The organism is Streptomyces sp. NPDC030814 (genome assembly GCF_055572155.1).
In genome coordinates this window covers 302066-324296 of sequence record NZ_JBVIDX010000007.1, presented here as the reverse complement: position 1 = coordinate 324296, position 22231 = coordinate 302066, and the positions used below count along the sequence as shown (strand labels likewise).

The 22231-nt window shown below is 70.1% G+C and carries 18 protein-coding genes; 16 read left to right on the top strand and 2 right to left on the bottom strand.

What is annotated here, in order from left to right; translation table 11 throughout:
• Nucleotides 1-122 precede the first annotated feature (122 nt).
• Nucleotides 123-722, bottom strand: coding sequence for an MFS transporter (locus ACZ43N_RS18175; protein ID WP_468098640.1), 600 nt, complete (start codon nt 720-722; stop codon nt 123-125).
• A gap of 244 nt (nt 723-966) precedes the next feature.
• On the opposite strand from ACZ43N_RS18175, the gene ACZ43N_RS18170 reads away from it, so the two are divergent.
• The 10 genes from ACZ43N_RS18170 (at nt 967) to ACZ43N_RS18125 (ending at nt 14069) form a co-directional block, all read left to right on the top strand.
• On the top strand, nt 967-1719 hold the full coding sequence (locus ACZ43N_RS18170) for a TetR/AcrR family transcriptional regulator (protein WP_468098528.1): 753 nt from the start codon (nt 967-969) through the stop codon (nt 1717-1719).
• 193 nt (nt 1720-1912) lie between these two features.
• The gene (locus tag ACZ43N_RS18165; RefSeq protein WP_468098526.1) at nt 1913-3556 is read left to right on the top strand and encodes a serine hydrolase domain-containing protein; all 1644 of its coding nucleotides are present in this window, start codon (nt 1913-1915) and stop codon (nt 3554-3556) included.
• Nucleotides 3557-3933: 377 nt separating this feature from the next.
• On the top strand, nt 3934-5316 hold the full coding sequence (locus ACZ43N_RS18160) for a nitrate/nitrite transporter (RefSeq protein ID WP_468098524.1): 1383 nt from the start codon (nt 3934-3936) through the stop codon (nt 5314-5316).
• 136 nt (nt 5317-5452) lie between these two features.
• Nucleotides 5453-6619, top strand: a complete 1167-nt coding sequence (locus tag ACZ43N_RS18155; protein WP_468098523.1) for a uroporphyrinogen-III synthase — start codon at nt 5453-5455, stop codon at nt 6617-6619.
• A gap of 324 nt (nt 6620-6943) precedes the next feature.
• Nucleotides 6944-7528 (top strand): CGNR zinc finger domain-containing protein, encoded by a 585-nt coding sequence (locus ACZ43N_RS18150; protein ID WP_468098521.1) that lies wholly within the window; start codon nt 6944-6946, stop codon nt 7526-7528.
• Nucleotides 7529-7849: 321 nt separating this feature from the next.
• Nucleotides 7850-8425, top strand: coding sequence for a sigma-70 family RNA polymerase sigma factor (locus ACZ43N_RS18145; protein ID WP_079049401.1), 576 nt, complete (start codon nt 7850-7852; stop codon nt 8423-8425).
• Nucleotides 8426-8454: 29 nt separating this feature from the next.
• Complete coding sequence (locus tag ACZ43N_RS18140) at nt 8455-9252, top strand: zf-HC2 domain-containing protein (protein ID WP_468098520.1); 798 nt, start codon at nt 8455-8457, stop codon at nt 9250-9252.
• Nucleotides 9253-9367: 115 nt separating this feature from the next.
• Nucleotides 9368-11665 (top strand): HelD family protein, encoded by a 2298-nt coding sequence (locus ACZ43N_RS18135; protein WP_468098518.1) that lies wholly within the window; start codon nt 9368-9370, stop codon nt 11663-11665.
• 387 nt (nt 11666-12052) lie between these two features.
• Nucleotides 12053-13468 (top strand): NAD-dependent malic enzyme, encoded by a 1416-nt coding sequence (locus tag ACZ43N_RS18130; RefSeq protein WP_468098517.1) that lies wholly within the window; start codon nt 12053-12055, stop codon nt 13466-13468.
• A gap of 319 nt (nt 13469-13787) precedes the next feature.
• The gene (locus ACZ43N_RS18125) at nt 13788-14069 is read left to right on the top strand and encodes an HU family DNA-binding protein (protein ID WP_055512725.1); all 282 of its coding nucleotides are present in this window, start codon (nt 13788-13790) and stop codon (nt 14067-14069) included.
• A 139-nt stretch (nt 14070-14208) separates the two neighbouring features.
• Here the strand turns inward: ACZ43N_RS18125 and murA are convergent, their stop codons facing one another.
• Nucleotides 14209-15555, bottom strand: coding sequence for a UDP-N-acetylglucosamine 1-carboxyvinyltransferase (murA, locus tag ACZ43N_RS18120; protein ID WP_468071505.1), 1347 nt, complete (start codon nt 15553-15555; stop codon nt 14209-14211).
• 310 nt (nt 15556-15865) lie between these two features.
• Between murA and ACZ43N_RS18115 the strand changes: the two genes are divergently transcribed.
• From ACZ43N_RS18115 to ACZ43N_RS18090, 6 genes are all read left to right on the top strand, one after another.
• The gene (locus ACZ43N_RS18115; RefSeq protein WP_468098515.1) at nt 15866-16438 is read left to right on the top strand and encodes a YqgE/AlgH family protein; all 573 of its coding nucleotides are present in this window, start codon (nt 15866-15868) and stop codon (nt 16436-16438) included.
• Between the two features lie 29 nt (nt 16439-16467).
• Nucleotides 16468-16752, top strand: coding sequence for a DUF3039 domain-containing protein (locus ACZ43N_RS18110; RefSeq protein WP_079049583.1), 285 nt, complete (start codon nt 16468-16470; stop codon nt 16750-16752).
• Nucleotides 16753-17207: 455 nt separating this feature from the next.
• Nucleotides 17208-18509, top strand: coding sequence for an extracellular solute-binding protein (locus tag ACZ43N_RS18105; RefSeq protein WP_468098514.1), 1302 nt, complete (start codon nt 17208-17210; stop codon nt 18507-18509).
• A 5-nt stretch (nt 18510-18514) separates the two neighbouring features.
• Nucleotides 18515-19489, top strand: a complete 975-nt coding sequence (locus tag ACZ43N_RS18100; protein ID WP_468098512.1) for a carbohydrate ABC transporter permease — start codon at nt 18515-18517, stop codon at nt 19487-19489.
• On the top strand, nt 19486-20328 hold the full coding sequence (locus tag ACZ43N_RS18095; RefSeq protein ID WP_468098510.1) for a carbohydrate ABC transporter permease: 843 nt from the start codon (nt 19486-19488) through the stop codon (nt 20326-20328). Before ACZ43N_RS18100 ends, ACZ43N_RS18095 begins: the two co-directional genes overlap by 4 nt.
• 1 nt (nt 20329) lies before the next feature.
• Nucleotides 20330-21961: a beta-N-acetylhexosaminidase gene (locus tag ACZ43N_RS18090; RefSeq protein WP_468098508.1), complete on the top strand. Its 1632-nt coding sequence runs from the start codon at nt 20330-20332 to the stop codon at nt 21959-21961.
• Nucleotides 21962-22231: the final 270 nt, after the last annotated feature.

Here is a 22231-nt window from a genome sequence, read left to right as displayed (position 1 = left end):
GGTTCCACCGCGACACGCCACGAACAACCCGCAGCCGCCACTCCTGGGGGCCGCCGAGTTCCCGGGCGTGCGCCCCCGAGGAAACAGCGGCGGGGCCCCGCCGTCATCACGTGTTCATCGCCTCAGTGGACCCCCACCACCTCCGGCGTCTTCTCCTCACCCGCGGGCGCCGTCGCCTCGCCCTTGCCCGCCCCCTTCATCAGGAACAGGGCCAGCACGGCCGCTCCCACGACCCCGGCGGCCCCCACGGTGAAGCTGCTGGACACCGCGTCGGTGAACGCCTCGTGCACGGTGGCGACGAGCCCCGCGTCGTTCGTCCGCGCGGCCACGGCGAGCCCCTCGCCGATGGTCTCCCGCGCGGCGGCCGGCGCGGACGCCGGCATCTCGGAGGTGTACGTGCTGGACAGCACCGCACCTAGCACGGCCACACCGAACGCCGCCCCCGCCTGCTGGATGGTGTCGTTGAGGGCCGAGCCCACACCCGCGTGCTCCTGCGGAACCGCCCCCATGAGCGCCGCGATCGCCGCCGGCATGGCGAGACCCGCACCCGCGCCCATCAGCACCATCGCCACCGACAGCGTCCCGAAGCCGTCCCCCGGGGACAGCGTGGACAGGGTGGCGAATCCGCCGGCGATGACCAGCAGACCGGAGACGGCGAGCGCCCGGTTGCCGATCTTCTTGGCGAGTGCAGCATGAAACCAACAAGGCGGTTTGTTATCCAGTCGGTTTCACGCCGCCCGTGCCGGACGCCTTCGAGCCGCGCGTGCCGTCACCCTCCGGTGCCCTCCGTCGGGTGTCCGCACGACGTGCGCTCGCCGAACGCTCGGGTGTCCGCACGACGTGCGCTCGCCGAACGAACGACGTGCGCTTGCCGAACACCGTACGAAGAGCGTACGCTGTTCGCAAGCCCCGTACGCTGTTTCCCGATGCCGTTACCCTGTAGCCCGGGAGAGACGAGGAGGCCGCATGTCCGAGAACCAGGTGATCCAGTCGGTGTGGACCCGCCCGCGCCGCCAGAAGCGCGAGCAGCCCACGCTGAGCCGGGACGCGATCGTGGCCGAGGCGGTGCGCCTGTTGGACGAGGAGGGTGCCGCCGCGCTGAGCATGCGCCGCCTCGGTACCCGGCTGAACGCGGGCGCGACCTCCATGTACTCGCATGTGGCGAGCAAGGACGAACTGATCGAGCTGGTCGTGGACCATGTCTACGGCGAGATGGAGGTCCCCGGTCCGGACGCGGCGGAGGACTGGCGGGCGGCGGCGTCGGGCTGTGCCCACAGTGTTCGCTCGACGATCTTGCGCCACCCCTGGATCGCCCCGATGCTGGGCGAGGTGGGTGTCTCCCTGGGGCCGAACTCGATGCGGCTCACCGAGGGCATGCTCGCCGTGCTGGAGGAGGCGGGCTTCGACCTGGAGCAGGCCGACCATGTGGTGCGGATCCTCTTCGCCTATGTGATCGGCATGACCACCAGCGAGGCCGCCTGGCTCACCATGCTCGCCCGTAGCGGGCAGAGTCAGGAGGACTGGACGCGCAAGGTGTGGCCGGCCGTCGAGCAGGCCACGCGTGACTATCCGCACCTGCGTCGGCGCTACGTCGCGCAGGAAGGCGGCCGCTCGTCCGAGGTCCTCGTGGACAACTTCGGCTACGGCCTCGACTGGGTTCTGGACGGCCTCCAGTCGCGCCTCGGCCAGGGCTCACGGAAGGGGTCGGGGACCGGCTGACCGGCTTCTGACCTGCACTTTCGACCCACCGTCCACGGCGTCACACCCCGGCCGTGGGCGGTTTTTCATTGGCTGGTTATGAACGCCGTACGGACTTGCGCACACTGTTCGCACTCCGTACGGTGTTCATCACGCCGCACAATGTGTGGTCTGGCCGAGGCCATCGGTATCCCAACCCTCCTAAGGACACGCCATGTCGAAGAAGGCGCAGCAGACGCAGGGCTCGAAGTGGAACGACATCCGCACCTGGAGGGCGACCGGAAGCTGGGAGGCCAGTGACAGCTGGGGCCTGACCGGGACCTGGCGGATGGACGGCGCCTCCGGCTCCTGGGACGCCGCACAGGACACCTTCGGCAGGCCGCATCCGGCACCGGCGTCGGAGCCGCAGCCCGCGGCGGCCCCCGTCACCGCTACCGAGGCCCCCGCCGCCGTCGCCGATGTGATCGAGCCGGCCACCGGCCGCCGGGTGGACCTCGGCCACTGGCAGCGCCGTCTCGACGAGCTGCGCGAGCAGCACGACGTACCAGGAGCGACCCTCGCCTTCGTGGTCGACGACGAGGTGCAGGAGCTGGCCAGCGGTGTCCTCAACCGGCAGACCGGCGTGGAGGCCACCACCGACTCCGTCTTCCAGCTCGGCTCGATCGCCAAGGTCTACACGGCCGCCCTGATCATGCAGTTGGTCGAGTCCGGCGCCCTCGACCTGGACGCCCCCGTCGTCTCCGTCCTGCCGGAGTTCGCGACCGTCGACCCCGAGGCCACCAAGGTCATCACCACCCGGATGCTCCTGTCCCACACCAGCGGTCTGACCTGCGACTTCCACCTCGACACCGGGCGCGGCGACGACAGCCTGGCCAAGTACGTCGAAGCCGCCAAGGGCGTGGCGATGGACTGCCCGCCGGGCACCGCCGTGTCGTACAGCGGCATCGGGTACGTGGTGCTCGGCCGCATCGTCGAGGTGCTGACCGGCACGACCTGGGACCAGGCGCTCAAGGACCGGCTGCTCACCCCGCTCGGCCTCACCCACACGATGACGCTTCCCGAGGAGGTCCTGCCGTTCCGCGCGGCGATGGGGCATCTCGCCGGGCCGGACGGTGAGCAGGCGCTCGCCCCGGCCTGGGACCTGATGCCGCGCGCCGCCGGGCCCGCCGCCCGTGTCTGCGCCACCGCCGGTGACCTCGTCCGCTTCGCCAAGCTGCACCTCGCCGGCGGCAGCGCGGCCGACGGCACACCGGTCCTCGGCCCCGACTCGGTCGCCGCGATGCAGCGGCGCGAGACGGACGTGCCCGACAAGTGGACGGTGAGCGCCGACGGCTGGGGCCTCGGCTGGACCCTCTACGACTGGGACGGCGTGCCCGGCTTCGGCCACGACGGTGCCTCCATCGGCCAGTACGCCTACCTCCGCGTGGTGCCGGGCGCCGGTGTCGCGGTCGCCCTCCTCACCAACGGCGGCGGCTCCCGCCTCCTCTACGCCGACCTGCTGCGCGAACTCCTCGCCGACCTCGCGGGCGTGACCATGCCGGCCCCGTTCGCCCCCGCCGAGGAGCCGCCCGCCGTCGACATCACCCCCTGGGCCGGCACCTACAAGCGTGAGGGCGTCCTCATCACCGTCTCGGAGCGGGACGGCAAGCCGCACCTGGTGTACGCCTTCGTCGACGGCATGGCCGGCTACTCCCCGGACCTCGAGATGGAACTGGTCCCTCTCTCCGACACGGTCTTCGCCGGTGCGGGCGGCGGCGCCTCCTTCGCCGAGGACTGGATGCCCGTTGTCTTCTCCACCCTGAACGACGGCACGAAGTGCGCGTACATCGGCATGAGGGCGGCCCCGAAGACGGCGTGACGCGGCTCGCGGATCACAACGGCGGCACTGCGAGCAAGCGAGGTAGCCGCGCAGCCACCACAGCGACGGCGGGGCCCGAGCGTGTTCGGCGGCCCGGCCCGGCGCCCCCGGGCCGCCGGCCGTCCGTCCCCCTCTCCCGGGGACGGCGCACGCTCTGTACGGACGGGGAGGCGGGGGCCATGGCCGACCCAGCGGCCTCGCCGCCGGGCCCGGCCGCGTGAGCGCTTTCCTCACCGGCGGGCCCACGGCGGCGTGAGAGCAAAGTTCCTTTGTGGTCACCCGGTGCCACAGCGCGGAAACGCGCCCTCCCTACCTTCGGGACTCATAAGACATCACCCCCCAGCAAGAATCCGAGCCCGGAGAACCGTGGAGGCGTCATGACAGCCCCGAGCACAGCCCCCGCTGCCAGTAGGGGAGGCCGCTGGATCCAGCACTGGGATCCGGAGGACGAGACCTTCTGGAACGAGACCGGCGAGAAGGTCGCCCGCCGCAACCTGATCTTCTCCGTCCTCTCCGAGCACATCGGCTTCTCCATCTGGACCGTCTGGTCGGTGATGGTCCTGTTCATGGGCCCCGAGTACGGGCTCACCCCGGCCGACAAGTTCTTCATCGTGTCGATGGCCACCCTGGTCGGCGCCGTCGTGCGCATCCCGTACACCTTCGCGGTGGCGATCTTCGGCGGACGGAACTGGACGGTCGTCTCGGCGAGCCTGCTGCTCATCCCGACCGTCGCGGCGTTCGTCGTGATGGAGCCGGGGACGTCGTTCACCACGTTCCTGATCTGCGCGATGCTCGCCGGTATCGGCGGCGGCAACTTCGCCTCCTCCATGACCAACATCAACGCCTTCTTCCCGCTCAGGAAGAAGGGCTGGGCGCTCGGCCTCAACGCGGGCGGCGGCAACATCGGTGTCCCGGTCGTGCAGCTCATCGGTCTCGCCGTCATCGGCGCCAGCGGCGGTCCGCGCGTCCTGCTCGGGATCTACATCCCGTTCATCGTCATCGCCGCGGCCCTCGCCTGGCTCAAGATGGACAACATCGCCTCCGTGAAGAACGACACCGGTGCCGCCAAGGACGCCGTGAAGGAGGCCCACACCTGGATCATGTCCTTCCTCTACATCGGCACCTTCGGCTCCTTCATCGGCTACAGCTTCGCCTTCGGTCTCGTCCTGCAGACCCAGTTCGGCCGTACGCCGCTGCAGTCCGCCTACGTCACCTTCATCGGCCCGCTGCTCGGCTCGCTGATCCGGCCCGTGGGCGGCGCCCTCGCCGACAAGTACGGCGGCGCGAAGATCACCCTGTGGAACTACGTGGCCATGGCCGGCGCCACCGGTGTCATCGTCCTCGCCTCCATGGAGAAGTCGCTGCCGCTGTTCACCACCGCGTTCATCGCGCTGTTCGTCCTCAGCGGCCTCGGCAACGGCTCCACCTTCAAGATGATCCCGGGCATCTTCCAGGCCAAGGCATACGCCAAGGGGATGGAGGGCGAGGAGGCCGCGGCCTACGGACGGCGCCTGTCCGGTGCCTCCATGGGCATCATCGGAGCGGTGGGCGCGGTCGGCGGCCTCGGCATCAACCTGGCCTTCCGCCAGTCCTTCCTCACGGTCGGCTCCGGCACCGGCGCCTTCGTCAGCTTCCTCGCCTTCTACGGGCTCTGCTTCGCGGTGACCTGGGCCGTATACCTTCGCAGGCCGGCCGCCAAGGCGGTCACGGCGACGGCCGAGACGGAGGCGAAGCCGCAGCTCAGCTACGCCGAGGTGTGACATCGCCCATGGCGTGACACGAGTGACGTAACACCAGCGACATCAACCCGAACCGAGCCTGTCACGCAGCGTTGACAGGCTCGTTCGGCATGTAGGTGCCAGAGCCAGGTACTACGACTCGGGCGGGACGAGAACCATGTACGACGAACAGCAGCGACCAGAACACGGCCCACTGGCGGGGTTCACGGTGGGCGTGACAGCCGCGCGCCGCGCCGACGAACTGGGGGCGTTGCTCCAGCGTCGCGGGGCGTCCGTCCTCCACGCGCCGGCCCTGCGCATCGTGCCGCTCTCCGACGACAGCGAACTGCTCGCGGCCACCAAGGAGCTTCTCGCCCAGGCGCCCGACATCGTGGTGGCCACCACCGCCATCGGTTTCCGCGGCTGGATCGAGGCGGCCGACGGCTGGGGCCTCGGCGAGGCACTCCTGGACCGCCTGCGGGGCGTCGAAGTCCTGGCGCGCGGACCGAAGGTGAAGGGCGCGGTGCGAGCCGCGGGCCTCACCGAGGAGTGGTCGCCCTCCTCCGAGTCGATGGCGGAGGTCCTGGACCGCCTGCTGGACCACGGTGTCGAGGGCCGCCGCATCGCCGTCCAGCTCCACGGCGAACCCCTGCCCGGCTTCGTGGAGTCCCTCCGGGAGGCGGGAGCGGAGGTCGTGGGCGTCCCCGTCTACCGCTGGCTGCCGCCGGAGGACCTCACCCCGGTCGACCGCCTCCTCGAAGCGACAGTCGGCCGCGGCGTCGACGCGCTCACCTTCACGAGCGCGCCCGCGGCGGCGTCCCTGCTGTCCCGCGCGGAGGACAGGGGACTCCTCCCGGAACTGCTGAACGCCCTCAACCACGACGTACTCCCCGCCTGCGTCGGCCCGGTGACGGCCCTTCCCCTCCAGGCCCGCGGCATCGACACCGTCCAGCCCGAGCGGTTCCGCCTCGGCCCTCTGGTCCAACTCCTCTGCCAGGAACTCCCCTCCCGCGCCCGCACCCTCCCCATCGCCGGCCACCGTGTGGAGATCCGCGGCCACGCGGTCCTGGTCGACGGCGCCCTGCGCCCCGTCCCGCCCGCCGGCATGTCCCTGCTCCGTTCCCTGTGCCGCCGCCCCGGCTGGGTCGTCCCCCGCTCCGAACTCCTCAAGGCCCTGCCCGGCGCCGGCCGCGACGAACACGCCGTCGAAACGGCCATGGCCCGCCTGCGCACGGCGCTGGGCGCGCCCAAACTCATCCAGACGGTCGTCAAACGCGGCTACCGGCTGGCTCTGGACCCGGCGGCGGACACGAAGTACGGCGACGCGTCGCCGGGCGCCCAGTAGCTCGGGGTGCGCGTGGTTCGGCGGGTCCGGGTGGTTCGTGGTTTCTCGCGCAGTTCCCCGCGCCCCTGCAAAGCGACCGGGGCTGCGCCCCGTGCTTTTCAGGGGCGCCCATCCGATGTCAACGGCGCCGTGCGATGAAGGCCGGCCGCAGGCCCATGCCTTCAGGGGCGCGGGGAACTGCGCAATAGCCACACACCACCCGCAGCCGCCGAACCACGCGCACCCCCGAGCTATGAGGCGCCCGGCCACGTGCGACCCGGCACCGTAACGGGTACGAACACCTGAGCCCCCCGACGCGGTGAACCCCTAGGCGGTGACAGGCCCATGTCCTACACCCCCCGCTTCGACTGCGGCCATCGCTGCCTCGACCTCCTCGCCACCACCCACCCCGAGGAACAACTCACCTCCCCGGCGCACCTGCGCCGCTGGATCACCGCCGCCGCCCTCGTCCCCGAGGACACCCCCCTCGACCACATCACCCCCGACTGGCTCCCCGCCTTCCAGGAAGTACGCGGCCACATAGCCCGGTTGGTCCACCCGGCCGCGTCCCCCACCACCCGGCCCGACCCCCACGCATACGACGCCTCCCTCGCCAGGATCAACGACCTGGCGAGACCCGCACCCCCCGCCCCCCGAGCCGTCCGCACGGACACCGGCACCCTCACCCGCGTCCTCGCGGACACCCCCGACCGCGTCGCCCTCGTGGCCGTCATCGCCCGCGACACCGTGGAGTTGCTCACCGACCCCGTCGCCTGCGCGAGCCTGCGCCAGTGCGCCGGCGACAACTGCCCCCTCGTGTACGTCGACACGTCCCGGGGCCGACGCCGCCGCTGGTGCTCCAGCGAGATCTGCGGCAACCGCGAGCGTGTGGCCCGCCACCGCCGCCGCGCGGCCCTTTCACGCGCGTAGACCGCGTACCTTCCGCCCCGATTCCCCCCGCTTGGCAGCGTATTGCCCATCTCCCCTGCGGTGCCTAGCAGTTGGGCAACGGCCCCGCTCCCGTAAAGAAGCAGCAGTGCTGTTTTTCACACCGTGAGATCCACATCTTCACAATTCCCGCCCTCCCGTGCCGGTTTTGAAACCGATTTGGGTGCGCTTGTCCCTCAGGAGTCCCACCAACCCCAAGTTGAATCGAGAAAGTTGTGGCTCAACTCTGAACACACAACTGATTACCTACGTATCCCGATGTGAGCGACCGACTGGGGGAACCCCCGGACACCGGAGGTAGCCGTGCGCAAGGATTCCGCTGTGGCCGATGACCGCCCGCACAGGGCACGACATCGCGCATCACAGCCCTCAGAGCCAGACGAGGAGCTGATGCGCGCGCTGTACCGCGAGCATGCTGGACCCTTGCTCGCGTACGTGCTGCGTCTGGTCGCGGGCGACCGCCAACGCGCTGAGGACGTCGTGCAGGAAACTCTCATCAGGGCCTGGAAGAACGCCGGTCAGCTCAATCGAGCGACCGGATCGGTACGCCCCTGGCTGGTGACGGTCGCACGCCGCATCGTCATCGACGGCCACCGCAGCCGGCAGGCCCGGCCGCAGGAGGTCGACCCGTCGCCGCTGGAGGTCATCCCCGCGGAGGACGAGATCGACAAGGCGTTGTGGCTGATGACACTGTCGGACGCGCTGGACGACCTGACCCCTGCCCACAGGGAAGTCCTGGTCGAGACCTATTTCAAAGGGCGTACGGTCAATGAGGCGGCCGAGACGCTTGGCATCCCCAGTGGAACCGTCCGCTCCCGGGTGTTCTACGCCCTGCGGTCGATGAAGCTGGCTCTGGAGGAGCGCGGGGTGACGGCATGAGCAACATCTACGGGGGGTATGGACCGGGAATGCCCGGGTCTGTGCAAGGAGCCCAAGGTTCCGGCGACAACATCCACGAAACCGTCGGCGCGTACGCCCTCGGGATACTGGACGACGCCGAGGCCACACAATTCGAGGCCCATCTCGCCACGTGCGAATGGTGCGGTCAGCAGCTCGACGAACTGGCCGGCATGGAACCGATGCTGGCCGCCCTCGCCGATCTGCCCGCGGCCCAGGGGACACCGGCGATCGGTGAGTCCCTGGCGGCGAAACCGAGCCCGAAGCTCTCGGACCGGCTGGTCGGCGAGGTCGTCCAGCACCGGGCCAAGAAGAGCCGGCGCAACTTCTTCATGCTGGCGGCCGGTATCGCCGCGATCGTCGCGGGTCCCAGCGCGGTGTTCGCGACGACCGGCGGGGGTGACGACGGCAAGGCGCAGGCGAACCGGACGGTCATCGACAACCCGGCCAAGGACGCCTTCATGGGGATCAGGGCCAAGGACAAGGTCTCGTCCACGGACGCGGCCAGCCAGGTCAGCGCGACGGTCGCCACCCAGGAGAAGGCGTGGGGCACCCACGCCGTCCTGGAACTGAAGAACGTCAAGGGCCCGGAGAAGTGCTCGCTGATCGCCGTCGGCAAGAACGGCGAGCGGGAGACGGTCACTTCCTGGTCCGTCCCGACCTGGGGTTACGGCATCAAGGACGCCAAGACGGAGCAGGCCAAGAACCCGCTCTACGTCGAGGGCGGCGCCGCCTTCACCCCGGACGAGATCGACCACTTCGAGGTCCTGACCTTCTCCGGCAAGAAGCTGGTCCAGGTCGAGGCGTAACCGACCGGTGCCCCGCGTCCCCCGTCTTTCGGGGGCGCGGGGCACCGGCTGTTCCCCCGGAGGGCCACCGTCGCGTACGGTGGACGGCTGCCCAGCACGTCAGAAGGGGGCCCGGGTGGCCGCTCAGGTTCAGCAGGAAACGCTCGACTCCGCTCATGACTCCGTCCGTGAGCGGGAGATCGGCGTCGAACAGGAACATCTGGACCGGGTGTACCGGCGCCTCGAGGAGAAGATCCACGAGGCGGAGTTCCTGATGAACGACGCGGCCAAGCGCGGCCAGGTCGGCACCCCGGGCGCACTCGCCGAGCGGGACGCCCAGGTCTTCCGCGCGGGCATCCACCTGAACCGGCTGAACAACGAGTTCGAGGACTTCCTCTTCGGCCGGATCGACCTGCTCCTCGGCAAGGACGGCAAGAAGGGCCCGGACGGCGCGTACACGGCCGTCGAACCCGCCGAGGGCGCCGTCCGCCCCGACAACACCGCCGACATCGCCGAGACCCTGCACATCGGCCGCATCGGTGTCCTCGACGCCGAGTACGCGCCGCTGGTCATCGACTGGCGGGCCCCCGCCGCCGCCCCCTTCTACCGTTCGACCCCGGTCGACCCCGGGCGCGTCGTCCGCCGCCGCGTCATCCGCTCCAAGGGCCGCAAGGTGCTCGGCGTCGAGGACGACCTGATGCGCCCCGAGCTGACGGCGTACCTCGACGGCCACGAACTGCCCGTCATCGGCGACGGCGCCCTCATGGCCGCCCTCGGCCAGGCCCGCAGCCACACCATGCGGGACATCGTCGCCTCCATCCAGGCCGAGCAGGACCTGGTGATCCGCGCCCCCGCCGCCTCCGTCACATACGTCGAGGGCGGGCCCGGCACGGGCAAGACGGCCGTCGCCCTGCACCGCGCCGCGTACCTCCTCTACCAGGACCGGCGCCGGTACGCGGGCGGCATCCTGATCGTCTCCCCGACGCCGCTGCTCGTCGCGTACACCGAGGGCGTCCTCCCCTCCCTCGGCGAGGAGGGCCAGGTCGCCATCCGCGCGATCGGGTCCCTCGTCGACGGGGCCGAGGCCACGCTGTACGACTCCCCGGCCGTGGCCCGCGCCAAGGGCTCGTACCGCATGCTCAAGGTGCTGCGGAAGGCCGCCCGGGGCGCCCTGGAGCTGAGCGACGCGCCCACCCGCCTGCGCGTCGTCGCGTTCGGCCGCCGGCTGGAGCTGGAGGCCGGGGAACTGGACCGCATCCGCCGCAACGCGCTCGGCGGCACGGCCCCCGTCAACCTGCTGCGCCCCCGCGCCCGCAAGCTCCTGCTCGACGCCCTGTGGGACCGTTCCGGCGCCGCCGGCCGCCACACGGACCCCGAACTCGCCGCCGAACTCCGCTCCTCCTTCGACGAGGACATCACGAGCGAGGACGCCTTCATCGCCTTCCTCGACGCCTGGTGGCCCGAGCTGACACCGCGCGCGGTCCTCACCGCCATGGCCGACGAGCGCCGGCTCGGGCGCTGGGCCCGGCGCATCCTCAACCCGGGCGAGGTCCGCCGGGTCGCCCGCTCCCTCAAGCGGGACGGGCTCTCGGTCCACGACGTCGCCATGCTGGACGAGCTCCAGGCCATCCTCGGCCTGCCCGCCCGCCCCCGCAAAAAGCGCGAACTCGACCCGCTCGACCAGCTCACGGGCCTGGAGGAGCTGATGCCCGTGCGGGAGGAGACCCAGCGCGAGCGAGCCGAGCGGCTGGCCCAGGAACGCACCGAGTACGCGCACATCATCGTCGACGAGGCGCAGGACCTCACCCCGATGCAGTGGCGCATGGTGGGCCGCCGCGGCCGGCACGCCACCTGGACGGTGGTCGGCGACCCCGCGCAGTCGTCCTGGTCGGACCCGGACGAGGCGGCCGAGGCGCGGGACGAGGCACTCGGCACCCGGCCCCGCCGCCGCTTCACCCTGACCGTCAACTACCGCAACCCGGCAGAGATCGCCGAGCTGGCGGCGAAAGTGCTGGCGCTCGCGATGCCGGGCTCCCAGTCCCCCTCCGCGGTCCGCTCCACCGGCGTCCGGCCCCGCTTCGTCACCGCCCAGCGCGACACCCTGGCCCGCACGGTCCGCGCGGAGGCCGCGCGGCTGCTGGACCTCGTCGACGGGACGGTGGGTGTCGTCGTCGCGATGAACCGCCGCGAGGAGGCCACGCGCTGGCTGGCCGGCCTCGGGGACCGCGTCGTGGCCCTCGGCAGCCTGGAGGCGAAGGGCCTGGAGTACGACGCGACGGTGGTCGTCTCCCCGGCGGAGATCGCGGACGAGTCACCGGCGGGCCTCAGGGTTCTGTACGTGGCCCTGACCCGGGCGACACAGCAGCTGACGGTCGTATCGGCGGAGAGGGACGACCCGGACGCGACGGGAGTGCCGGACCTGCTGCGGGACTGAGGCGAAAAGCACGGGCCGCAGCCCCTGCTTTGCAGGGGCGCGGGGAACCGCGCGAGCGACCACGAACCACCCGCACCCGCCGACGCATCGTCAACTCCCAGAACGCCTGGGCGCCTGTTAGCCTGGGTGATGGCACCGGCTCGATCCAAGCCCCCGGGCCCAACCTTCGTCGCTTAGAGCGACCACTTGCCGCGAGGCGAGCATGGCGGGTCGGTGCCACTTGAACGTCAGCTTCACGAAGAGGTCCACGTCGCTGTGACGTGGGCCTCTTTCTGTTGAGAACAAAACGTTCTCAATCCCGCCGGGCTAACGCCTACTGGGCGGTAGGTGCGACGATCGGACGGCAAAATGCAGCAAACGCAGTAGCGAAAGCAGAGGAAGTCGGCCATGGCAACGGCGCCCAGCGTCTCCTACTCGATGACGGTCCGCCTGGAGGTGCCCGCGAGCGGAACCGCGGTCTCCCAGCTCACCACGGCCGTCGAGTCCAACGGAGGCTCGGTGACCGGCCTCGACGTGACCGCCTCCGGTCACGAGAAGCTCCGCATCGACGTCACCATCGCGGCCACCTCCACCGCGCACGCCGACGAGATCGTCGAGCAGCTGCGCCACATCGAGGGCGTCACGCTCGGCAAGGTCTCCGACCGTACCTTCCTGATGCACCTCGGCGGCAAGATCGAGATGGCGTCGAAACACCCCATCCGCAACCGTGACGACCTGTCCATGGTCTACACACCCGGTGTGGCCCGCGTCTGCATGGCGATCGCCGAGAACCCCGAGGACGCCCGCCGTCTCACCATCAAGCGCAACTCCGTTGCGGTCGTGACGGACGGCTCCGCCGTGCTGGGCCTCGGCAACATCGGCCCCAAGGCCGCGCTGCCCGTCATGGAGGGCAAGGCGGCCCTCTTCAAGCGGTTCGCCGGCATCGACGCCTGGCCGATCTGCCTCGACACCCAGGACACCGACGCGATCGTGGAGATCGTCAAGGCGATCGCCCCCGGCTTCGCCGGCATCAACCTGGAGGACATCTCCGCGCCCCGCTGCTTCGAGATCGAGGCCCGGCTGCGCGAGGCCCTCGACATCCCCGTCTTCCACGACGACCAGCACGGCACGGCGATCGTGGTGCTCGCCGCGCTCACCAACGCACTTCGCGTGGCGGGCAAGGGAATCGGCGACATCCGCGTCGTCATGTCCGGCGCCGGCGCGGCCGGTACGGCCATCCTCAAGCTGCTCATCGCGGCCGGTGTGAAGAACGCCGTCGTCGCCGACATCCACGGTGTCGTGCACTGCGACCGCGAGGACCTGGTCGACGCCGCCGCCGACTCCCCGCTGCGCTGGATCGCCGACAACACCAACCCCGAGGGTCTCACCGGCACGCTGAAGGAGGCCGTGCGCGACGCGGACGTCTTCATCGGCGTCTCCGCCCCGAACGTCCTCGACGGCGACGACGTGGCCGCCATGGCCGACAACGCGATCGTGTTCGCGCTCGCGAACCCGGACCCCGAGGTCGACCCGGCGGTGGCCCGTCAGACGGCGGCCGTCGTGGCCACCGGCCGCTCCGACTTCCCGAACCAGATCAACAACGTGCTGGTCTTCCCGGGCGTCTTCCGCGGTCTCCTCGACGCCCAGTCCCGCACGGTCAACACGGAGATGATGCTCGCCGCCGCGAAGGCCCTCGCCGACGTCGTCACCGAGGACGAGCTGAACCCGAACTACATCATCCCGAGCGTCTTCAACGACAAGGTCGCGGGAGCGGTCGCCGGAGCGGTCCGCGAGGCCGCGAAGGCCGCCGGCGCCACGGCCTGACCCCCGGCGGGCGGGGGCCCGGCAGCGGCTCCGGCCGACTGTGACGGTCACCACGATGGGCCCGGGCCCCGGCGCGTCGCGGGGGTCAGGGCCGTACGTACGCCTAGGGTGGCGGCCAGTCCGCCGCCGAGGCGGGCCCGAGCGGGACCGGCGTGGACATGGCGCTTTTCGTGTGACTCCCATGGGTGTTCGTGTGACTCCCATGGGTGCCGGATTGGCTTTCCCGCCGCAGGTGAGTGCAGGATGCGTCCCTGGGCGCGAGGGTCTGACGACGGACCCGGGTCCGCCTCAACGGCAAGAAGAACACGGGAGTAACAACATGAACCGCAGTGAGCTGGTGGCCGCGCTGGCCGACCGCGCCGAGGTGACCCGCAAGGACGCCGACGCCGTGCTGGCCGCGTTCGCCGACGTCGTCGGTGACATCGTCTCCAAGGGCGACGAGAAGGTCACCATCCCCGGTTTCCTGACCTTCGAGCGCACCCACCGTGCCGCTCGCACCGCGCGCAACCCGCAGACCGGCGACCCGATCCAGATCCCGGCCGGCTACAGCGTGAAGGTCTCCGCGGGCAGCAAGCTCAAGGAAGCCGCCAAGGGCAAGTGACCCCGCCGCCCGTACGCCGCGGGACGGCGCACGAGGCCCGGTGACGCCAATGGGGCGGTCTCCCCGATTTTCGGGAGACCGCCCCATCGGCGTATCACGGGTCCGCCCACCCAGGCCGAGGGCCTTGCCGGGCGTCGGGTCAGCCGAGGGCCTTGCCCGGCAGTTCGACCTTCGCGCCGAGCTCCATGAGCTTCTCCATGAAGTTCTCGTAGCCTCGGTTGATGAGGTCGATGCCGTGGACGCGGGACGTCCCCTGGGCCGCGAGGGCGGCGATGAGGTAGGAGAAGCCGCCACGGAGGTCGGGGATGACCAGGTCGGCGCCCTGGAGCTTCGTCGGGCCCGACACGACCGCGGAGTGCAGGAAGTTCCGCTGTCCGAAGCGGCAGTCGGAGCCGCCGAGGCACTCGCGGTAGAGCTGGATGTGCGCGCCCATCTGGTTCAGCGCGGACGTGAAGCCCAACCGGGACTCGTAGACCGTCTCGTGGATGATCGACAGACCCGTGGCCTGCGTCAGGGCCACCACGAGGGGCTGCTGCCAGTCGGTCTGGAAGCCGGGGTGGACGTCCGTCTCCAGGGCGATCGACTTCAGCTGGCCGCCGGGGTGCCAGAAGCGGATGCCCTCGTCGTCGATCTCGAACGCGCCACCCACCTTCCGGTAGGTGTTCAGGAACGTCATCATCGAGCGCTGCTGGGCGCCCCGGACGTAGATGTCACCCTCGGTCGCCAGCGCGGCGGACGCCCAGGAGGCGGCCTCCAGACGGTCCGGGAGGGCCTTGTGGGTGTAACCGCCGAGCGAGTCCACACCGGTGATGCGGATCGTGCGGTCGGTGTCCATCGCGATGATGGAGCCCATCTTCTGCAGGACGCAGATGAGGTCCTCGATCTCCGGCTCGATCGCCGCGTTCGACAGCTCCGTCACGCCCTCCGCGAGGACGGCCGTGAGCAGCACCTGCTCGGTCGCGCCGACCGACGGGTACGGCAGCCGGATCTTCGTACCGCGCAGCCGCCGCGGCGCCTCCAGGTACTGGCCGTCCTCCCGCTTCTCGATCTTCGCGCCGAACTGCCGCAGCACCTCGAAGTGGAAGTCGATCGGCCGGCCGCCGATGTCGCAGCCGCCGAGACCGGGTATGAAGGCATGGCCGAGCCGGTGCAGCAGCGGACCGCAGAACAGGATCGGGATGCGCGAGGAACCCGCGTGGGCGTCGATGTCGGCGACGTTCGCGCTCTCCACGTTCGTCGGGTCCATCACCAGCTCGCCCGGTTCGTCCCCCGGGCGGACCGTCACGCCATGCAGCTGCAGCAGCCCGCGCACCACCCGCACATCGCGGATGTCGGGGACGTTGCGCAGCCGGCTCGGACCACTGCCGAGCAGTGCGGCGACCATGGCCTTGGGTACGAGGTTCTTCGCACCGCGGACACGGATCTCGCCACTGAGCGGGGTGCCGCCGTGTACAAGCAGTACGTCGTCAGAGCCGTTGACGGTCATGAATCTCGCGTTCCGTGGAGTAGGGCAGGGCTTTACGGCGTGGGGGACCGACCGGTTTCCCGTTGTGCGGGAGCCGTTTCGGCGTGGGCCGGAAGGGCTAGCGTAAACGCCGCCCACCCCCCTTCCGTAAGCCCGAGTACTTCTCAGCCACGTCATGGGTTCGCCACAACACGAACGGTTCACCGCCGGGCACATGGGGTCACCGACCCCGGCCGTGCGCGGGGTCCGCACCGGTGCGCCCTGAGCTGCGCGCACACCGCTCCCGGGATTGGCTCCCCGCGCGGGGGCAGGATGCGGGATCATGTCAGGCATGACCGAGGTGTCCTCGCTCACAGGGCGGCTGCTCGTGGCCACGCCCGCCCTGGCGGACCCGAACTTCGACCGCGCTGTGGTGCTGCTCCTCGACCACGACGAGGAGGGCTCGCTCGGGGTGGTCCTCAACCGCCCCACGCCCGTGGACGTCAAAGACATCCTGGAGGGCTGGGCGGAACTCGCCGGTGAACCCGGGGTCGTCTTCCAGGGCGGCCCGGTGTCCCTGGACTCGGCGCTCGGTGTCGCGGTGATACCCGGCGGCGGCCCCGTCGACCGGGCCCCGCTCGGCTGGCGGCGTGTCCACGGCGCGATCGGGCTCGTCGACCTGGAGGCCCCGCCGGAGCTCCTCGCCTCCGCGCTCGGCTCGCTGCGCATCTTCGCCGGATACGCCGGCTGGGGTCCGGGCCAGTTGGAGGACGAACTGGTCGAGGGTGCCTGGTACGTCGTCGAGTCGGAACCCGGCGACGTGTCGTCCCCGTCACCCGAACGGCTGTGGCGGGAGGTCCTGCGCCGCCAGCGCAGCGAACTCGCGATGGTGGCCACGTACCCGGACGACCCTTCGCTCAACTGATGCGTGCGTGCCCCAGTACCCTTGGCGTCATGAGCACTCTTGAGCCCGAGCGCGGTACTGGTACGGGGACCCTCGTCGAGCCGACGCCGCAGGTGTCGCACGGCGACGGTGACCACGAGCGCTTCGCCCACTACGTCCAGAAGGACAAGATCATGGCGAGCGCGCTCGACGGCACGCCCGTCGTGGCGTTGTGCGGCAAGGTGTGGGTACCGGGTCGTGACCCGAAGAAGTACCCCGTGTGCCCCATGTGCAAGGAGATCTTCGACTCGCTCGGCGCGGGCGGCGGGGACGACGACGGCGGCGGCAAGAAGTAGCGGCCGGATGATGTGACCGCGGTACCCCGGAAGCGGGTACCGCGGTCTTTGCTGCGCCGGGCGCCTAGTAGCTCGGGGGTTGGTGTTCGTCTGCGGGTGCGGGTGGTGCGTGCTTTCTCGCGCAGTTCCCCGCGCCCCTGAAGGCATGGGGCTGCGGCCCGGCCTTCATCGGGTGGCACCGTTGTGATCGGACAGGCACCGTTGAAAAGCACGGGGCGCAGCCCTGGTCGCTTTCCAGGGGCGCGGGGGAACTGCGCGAACAACCCCCACCCGACCGCAGTCGCCCGACAACAGGGGCCTCCGAGTCAATGGGCGCCCGGTCTCGGCCACAACGTGGTCGAGACCTCTTGTGGTCATGTCCATGTACTCCATAGCCTCCGGTTGTGTTGTAGAGAGCAGAACGCCCGTTGCAGAGAATGCAACACTCCGCTCCCCCCTCCGGAGGACCCCGCGCCATGAAGCTCGCCGCACGACTCGTCGCCCCCGTGGCGGCCCTCGCACTCGCGGGACTGACCGCCTGCGCCCCCGAGACTTCCGACAACTCTTCCGCCGCCAAGGACGACAGGACCGGCACCCTGCGGGTCTGGCTCTTCCAGGAGGTGAGCAACGAGCCGAAGGAGAAGGTCGTCGGCAAGGTCGTCGAGGGCTTCGAGAAGGCGCATGAGGGCGCGAAGGCCAAGGTCGAGTACATCCCCGTCGAGACCCGCGCCGAACGGATGAAGGCCGCCTTCAACGACCCGAAGAGCGCCCCCGACGTCATCGAGTACGGCAACACGGACACGGCCGGCTACGTCAAGGACGGCGGGCTCGCCGACGTCACCGCCGACTTCCACGGCTGGTCCGACTCCAAGGACTCCGACCCGACCGCCAGGACCTCCGTCACCGTCGACGGCAAGGTCTACGGCGCGCCCTTCTTCGTGGGCGTCCGCGCCCTGTACTACCGCACGGACGTCTTCGAGGAACTCGGCCTCGAACCCCCCAGGACGCTGGACGAGCTGACGACCGCCGCCCAGCGGATACGCGCGGCCAGGCCCGAGCTGTACGGCCTCGCCGTCGGCGGCGCCTACACCTACGGCGCGATGCCGTTCGTCTGGGCCAACGGCGGTGACATGGCCGAGGGCAAGGGAGGCTCGTACTCCGCCACCATCGACAGCGCGGCCGCCCAGAAGGGCATCAGGGCGTACACCTCGCTGTTCGGCGACGACAACTGCCCCGCCGCCAAGTGCGCGGGCATGGGCGGCAACGACACGGTCACCGCGTTCGCCGCGGGCAAGGCCGGCATGGCCATCGGCGGTGACTTCAGTCATGCCGCCGTGGAGGCCGGGAAGGTCAAGGGCAAGTACGCGGTCGTCCCGCTGCCGGGTGTGAAGTCCGGTTCGGTCGCGCCGGCCTTCGCGGGCGGCAACAACATCGGCGTACTGAAGAGCACCACGCACCGCACGCTCGCCGTCGACCTCATGAAGCGGCTGGCGTCCAAGCAGACGCAGGGCCAACTCTTCGACGCGATGGGCTTCCTGCCCACCTATACCGACGTACGGGCCGAGGCGGCGAAGAAGGAGCCGTTCATCGAGCCGTTCGTGAAGACGCTGTCCTCGGGGACCAGGTTCGTGCCCGTCTCGCCGGCGTGGGCCCGGATCGACGCGTCGCTGGTGCTGCCGACGATGTTCCAGGAGGTCGTCAGCGGCAAGAAGGACGTGGAGGAGGCGTCCGAGGACGCGGCGGAGCGGATGAACGACGCGTTCACCTCCGTCGGGTGACGCCTGTGCCCACCAGGTCGGGCGGCGCGCGTTCACGGAAGCGCGGCGTTCCTGGTCCCGCGCTCGGTTCCCCGCGCACCCTCTGTGCCGGCCCGCGGGGTCGCGGAGCCGCGGCGTGGACTCCCTGGCTCTACCTCGCCCCCGCGCTTGCCGTGCTCGGCGGGCTGCTGGTCTATCCCGTCTACCAGCTCGGCCTGATCTCGCTGTTGGAGTACACCCAGGCGCAGGTCAGCGGCGGTGAACCGACCTCCTTCCGGGGAGCCGGGAACTACGCCGAACTCTTCGGGGACGCCCAGTTCTGGCGGGTGCTGCTCGCCACCGTCGTCTTCGCGGCGGCCTGCGTGGTGTCCACACTGGCCGTCGGCTGCGCCCTGGCCGTCCTGCTGACCCGGGTGCGGGTCGTACCCCGGCTGGCGTTGATGCTGGCCGCGCTGGGCGCGTGGGCCACCCCGGCGGTCACCGGCTCGACGGTGTGGCTGCTGCTGTTCGACCCCGACTTCGGGCCCGTCAACCGGATGCTCGGACTGGGCGACCACTCGTGGACGTACGGGCGGTACAGCGCCTTCCTCCTCGTCCTGCTGGAAGTGGTGTGGTGCTCCTTCCCGTTCGTGATGGTGACGGTCTACGCGGGCATCCGGGCCGTGCCGTCCGAGGTCCTGGAGGCGGCGGCCCTCGACGGCGCCTCGCAGTGGCGGATCTGGCGGTCGGTGCTCGCGCCGATGCTCCGCCCGATCCTGGTCGTCGTCACCATTCAGTCGATCATCTGGGACTTCAAGGTCTTCACCCAGATCTATGTGATGACGGGCGGCGGCGGTATCGCGGGCCAGAACCTCGTACTGAACGTGTACGCCTACCAAAAGGCCTTCGCGTCCTCCCAGTACAGCCTCGGCTCGGCGATCGGCGTGGTGACGCTGGTGATTCTGCTGGCGATCACCCTGGTCCATGTGCGACTGCTCCGCGGGCAGGGGGAGGAACTGTGAATTCGCCAGGTTTCCCGCGGCGCCCCTGGCGGCTCGCGGCGGAGGCGTCCGCCCTGGTCATCGCGGCCGTGGTGGCGTTCCCGCTGTACTGGATGGTATTGAGCGCCGTCAGACCCGCGGGCGAGATCGAGTCGGTCGTGGTCCGGCCCTGGACGCTCAAGCCGACACTGGATTCCTTCCGCCGGGTCCTCGGGCAGCAGGAATTCGGCCGCTACTTCCTCAACAGCCTTGTCGTCGCCTGTGCCGTAGTGATCGTCTCCGCGCTCATCGCGTTTCTCGCGGCGACGGCGGTGACACGATTCCGCTTCCGTTTCCGGACCACCTTGTTGATCATGTTCCTGATCGCGCAGATGGTGCCCGTGGAGGCACTGGCCATCCCCTTGTTCTTCCTGATGCGGGACACCGGTCAACTGAACACCCTAGGTGCGCTGATCCTGCCCCACATCGCCTTCTCCCTGCCCTTCGCGATCTGGATGCTGCGGGGCTTTGTGAAGGCCGTACCCGAGTCCCTGGAGGAGGCGGCTCATCTCGACGGGGCGAGCCGTTCCCGGTTCCTGTGGCAGATCCTTTTCCCGCTCGTGCTGCCGGGGCTGGTCGCCACCAGCGTCTTCTCCTTCATCTCGGCCTGGAACGACTTCCTGTTCGCCAAGTCCTTCATCATCAGCGACACCTCCCGGTCGACGCTGCCGATGGCCCTGCTCGTGTTCTTCAAGCCGGAAGAGCCGGACTGGGGCGGTGTGATGGCGGCGTCCACCGTGATGACGATTCCGGTTCTGGTCTTCTTCGTACTCGTGCAGCGACGGCTGGTCTCCGGACTGGGCGGAGCGGTCAAGGACTGACATGACTGATCTCGACGGAACGGAACTGATTCCGGCCCCCGGCCGCCTCTTCCGGAACCACCCCGGCCGCGGTCGCCTCGACGAGGAGACACAGCTGGTCGCCGGCCCCGGTACCGAGGGCGTCGCGCGCTGGCTGCGGGCGGCGGTCGGCGCGGCGACCGGTTACCCGCTTCCGGAGGGCGGCGGGTCCGGCTGCCGGCTCGCCCTGAGCATCGAGCCGGACCTGCCGCCGGAGGGCTATCGCATGGTCCTCGGCAGCGCCGACCACCTGATCCAGGGCGGCAGTGCGGCAGGCGTCTTCTGGGGCGCGCAGACCTTCCGGCAGCTGCTCGGGCCCGACGCCTACCGGCGGGCCCCCGTGCGGCCCGGCCAGGACTGGGACCTCCCCGAGGTCACCGTCGAGGACGCCCCCCGCTTCGCCTGGCGCGGCCTCATGCTCGACGTCGCCCGTCACTTCCTGTCCAAGGACCAGGTGCTGCGCTATCTGGATCTGATGGCCGCGCACAAACTCAATGTCCTCCACTTCCACTTGACGGACGACCAGGGATGGCGCCTGGAGATCGAGCGATACCCGAGGCTGACGGAGGTCGGATCATGGCGGGCCCGCACGAAATTCGGCCATAGGGCGTCACCCCTGTGGGAGGAGAAACCGCACGGCGGTCACTACGCACATGACGACATCCGCGAGATCGTCGCCTACGCCGCCGAGCGGCATATCACCGTGGTCCCCGAGATCGACATCCCGGGACACAGCCAGGCCGCGATCGCCGCGTATCCGGAACTGGGCAACACCGATGTCATCGACACGACCGCCCTCACCGTCTGGGACACCTGGGGCATCAACGAGAACGTACTCGCCCCCACGGACAACACCCTGCGCTTCTACGAGGGGGTCCTGGAGGAAGTCCTGGAACTCTTTCCGTCGGCCTTTGTGCACCTCGGCGGTGACGAGTGCGTCAAGGACCAGTGGAAGCGGTCGGCCACGGCACAGGCGCGCATCCGGGAGCTCGGGCTCAGGGACGAGGACGGCCTGCAGTCGTGGTTCGTCCGGCACTTCGACAACTGGCTGACGGCGCGCGGGCGTCGCCTGATCGGATGGGACGAGATCCTGGAAGGCGGCCTCGCGCCGGGTGCGGCCGTGTCGTCCTGGCGGGGCTACGCGGGCGGCGTCACGGCTGCCCGCGCGGGCCACGACGTGGTCATGTGCCCCGAGCAGCACGTGTACCTGGACCACCGGCAGCACGACGGTCCCGACGAACCGGTGCCGATCGGCCATGTGCGCACCCTGGAGGACGTCTTCCGGTTCGAGCCGGTTCCACCGCAGTTGACGCCCGAGGAGGCGCGGCACGTGCTGGGCACGCAGGCCAACGTGTGGACCGAGACGATGGAGGACCCCGCGCGCGTGGACTACCAGGCGTTTCCCCGGCTCGCGGCCTTCGCGGAGGTGGCCTGGAGCCGGCTGCCCCCGCCGGCCGAACGGGACTTCGCCGGCTTCGAACGCCGGATGACCGTCCACTATCGCCGACTTGACGCCCTGGGAGTCGGTTATCGGCCGCCCGGCGGACCCCGTCCGTGGCAGCGGCGCCCCGGAGTGATCGGACGCCCGATCGAGGGGGCGCCCCCGAACGTGTGAGGCGTCGGCGCACCGCGCGTCCGAAAGCGGGTGCCCCGCGACCGTGGCCCCCACCTGGAACAAGAGGCGCAAGAAACGCCGAAGGCCGTCAAAACGTGCCTGTGGGAGAAGTCGCGTCAAAACGGACTATCCCCGGTCTGAGGTGGGCGAATGCCTCCTAGCGGACCCCCGCGTTCGGGTCTCGCGAGAATGTGCCAGAGTTGCCACGTCCGCCCTGTCAGCACGTACCGTACGGCAACACAGGCGGACCAGGGACCTGTCGTTGGGATC

What these genes read in the sequence shown, in the direction of transcription:
- ACZ43N_RS18170 (WP_468098528.1), top strand. Translation starts at nt 967, where the DNA reads ATGTCCGAGAACCAGGTGATCCAGTCGGTGTGGACCCGCCCGCGCCGC.
- ACZ43N_RS18165 (WP_468098526.1), top strand. Translation starts at nt 1,913, where the DNA reads ATGTCGAAGAAGGCGCAGCAGACGCAGGGCTCGAAGTGGAACGACATC.
- ACZ43N_RS18160 (WP_468098524.1), top strand. Translation starts at nt 3,934, where the DNA reads ATGACAGCCCCGAGCACAGCCCCCGCTGCCAGTAGGGGAGGCCGCTGG.
- ACZ43N_RS18155 (WP_468098523.1), top strand. Translation starts at nt 5,453, where the DNA reads ATGTACGACGAACAGCAGCGACCAGAACACGGCCCACTGGCGGGGTTC.
- ACZ43N_RS18150 (WP_468098521.1), top strand. Translation starts at nt 6,944, where the DNA reads ATGTCCTACACCCCCCGCTTCGACTGCGGCCATCGCTGCCTCGACCTC.
- ACZ43N_RS18140 (WP_468098520.1), top strand. Translation starts at nt 8,455, where the DNA reads ATGCCCGGGTCTGTGCAAGGAGCCCAAGGTTCCGGCGACAACATCCAC.
- ACZ43N_RS18130 (WP_468098517.1), top strand. Translation starts at nt 12,053, where the DNA reads ATGGCAACGGCGCCCAGCGTCTCCTACTCGATGACGGTCCGCCTGGAG.
- ACZ43N_RS18125 (WP_055512725.1), top strand. Translation starts at nt 13,788, where the DNA reads ATGAACCGCAGTGAGCTGGTGGCCGCGCTGGCCGACCGCGCCGAGGTG.
- murA (WP_468071505.1), bottom strand. Translation starts at nt 15,555, where the DNA reads ATGACCGTCAACGGCTCTGACGACGTACTGCTTGTACACGGCGGCACC.
- ACZ43N_RS18115 (WP_468098515.1), top strand. Translation starts at nt 15,866, where the DNA reads ATGACCGAGGTGTCCTCGCTCACAGGGCGGCTGCTCGTGGCCACGCCC.
- ACZ43N_RS18110 (WP_079049583.1), top strand. Translation starts at nt 16,468, where the DNA reads ATGAGCACTCTTGAGCCCGAGCGCGGTACTGGTACGGGGACCCTCGTC.
- ACZ43N_RS18105 (WP_468098514.1), top strand. Translation starts at nt 17,208, where the DNA reads ATGAAGCTCGCCGCACGACTCGTCGCCCCCGTGGCGGCCCTCGCACTC.
- ACZ43N_RS18090 (WP_468098508.1), top strand. Translation starts at nt 20,330, where the DNA reads ATGACTGATCTCGACGGAACGGAACTGATTCCGGCCCCCGGCCGCCTC.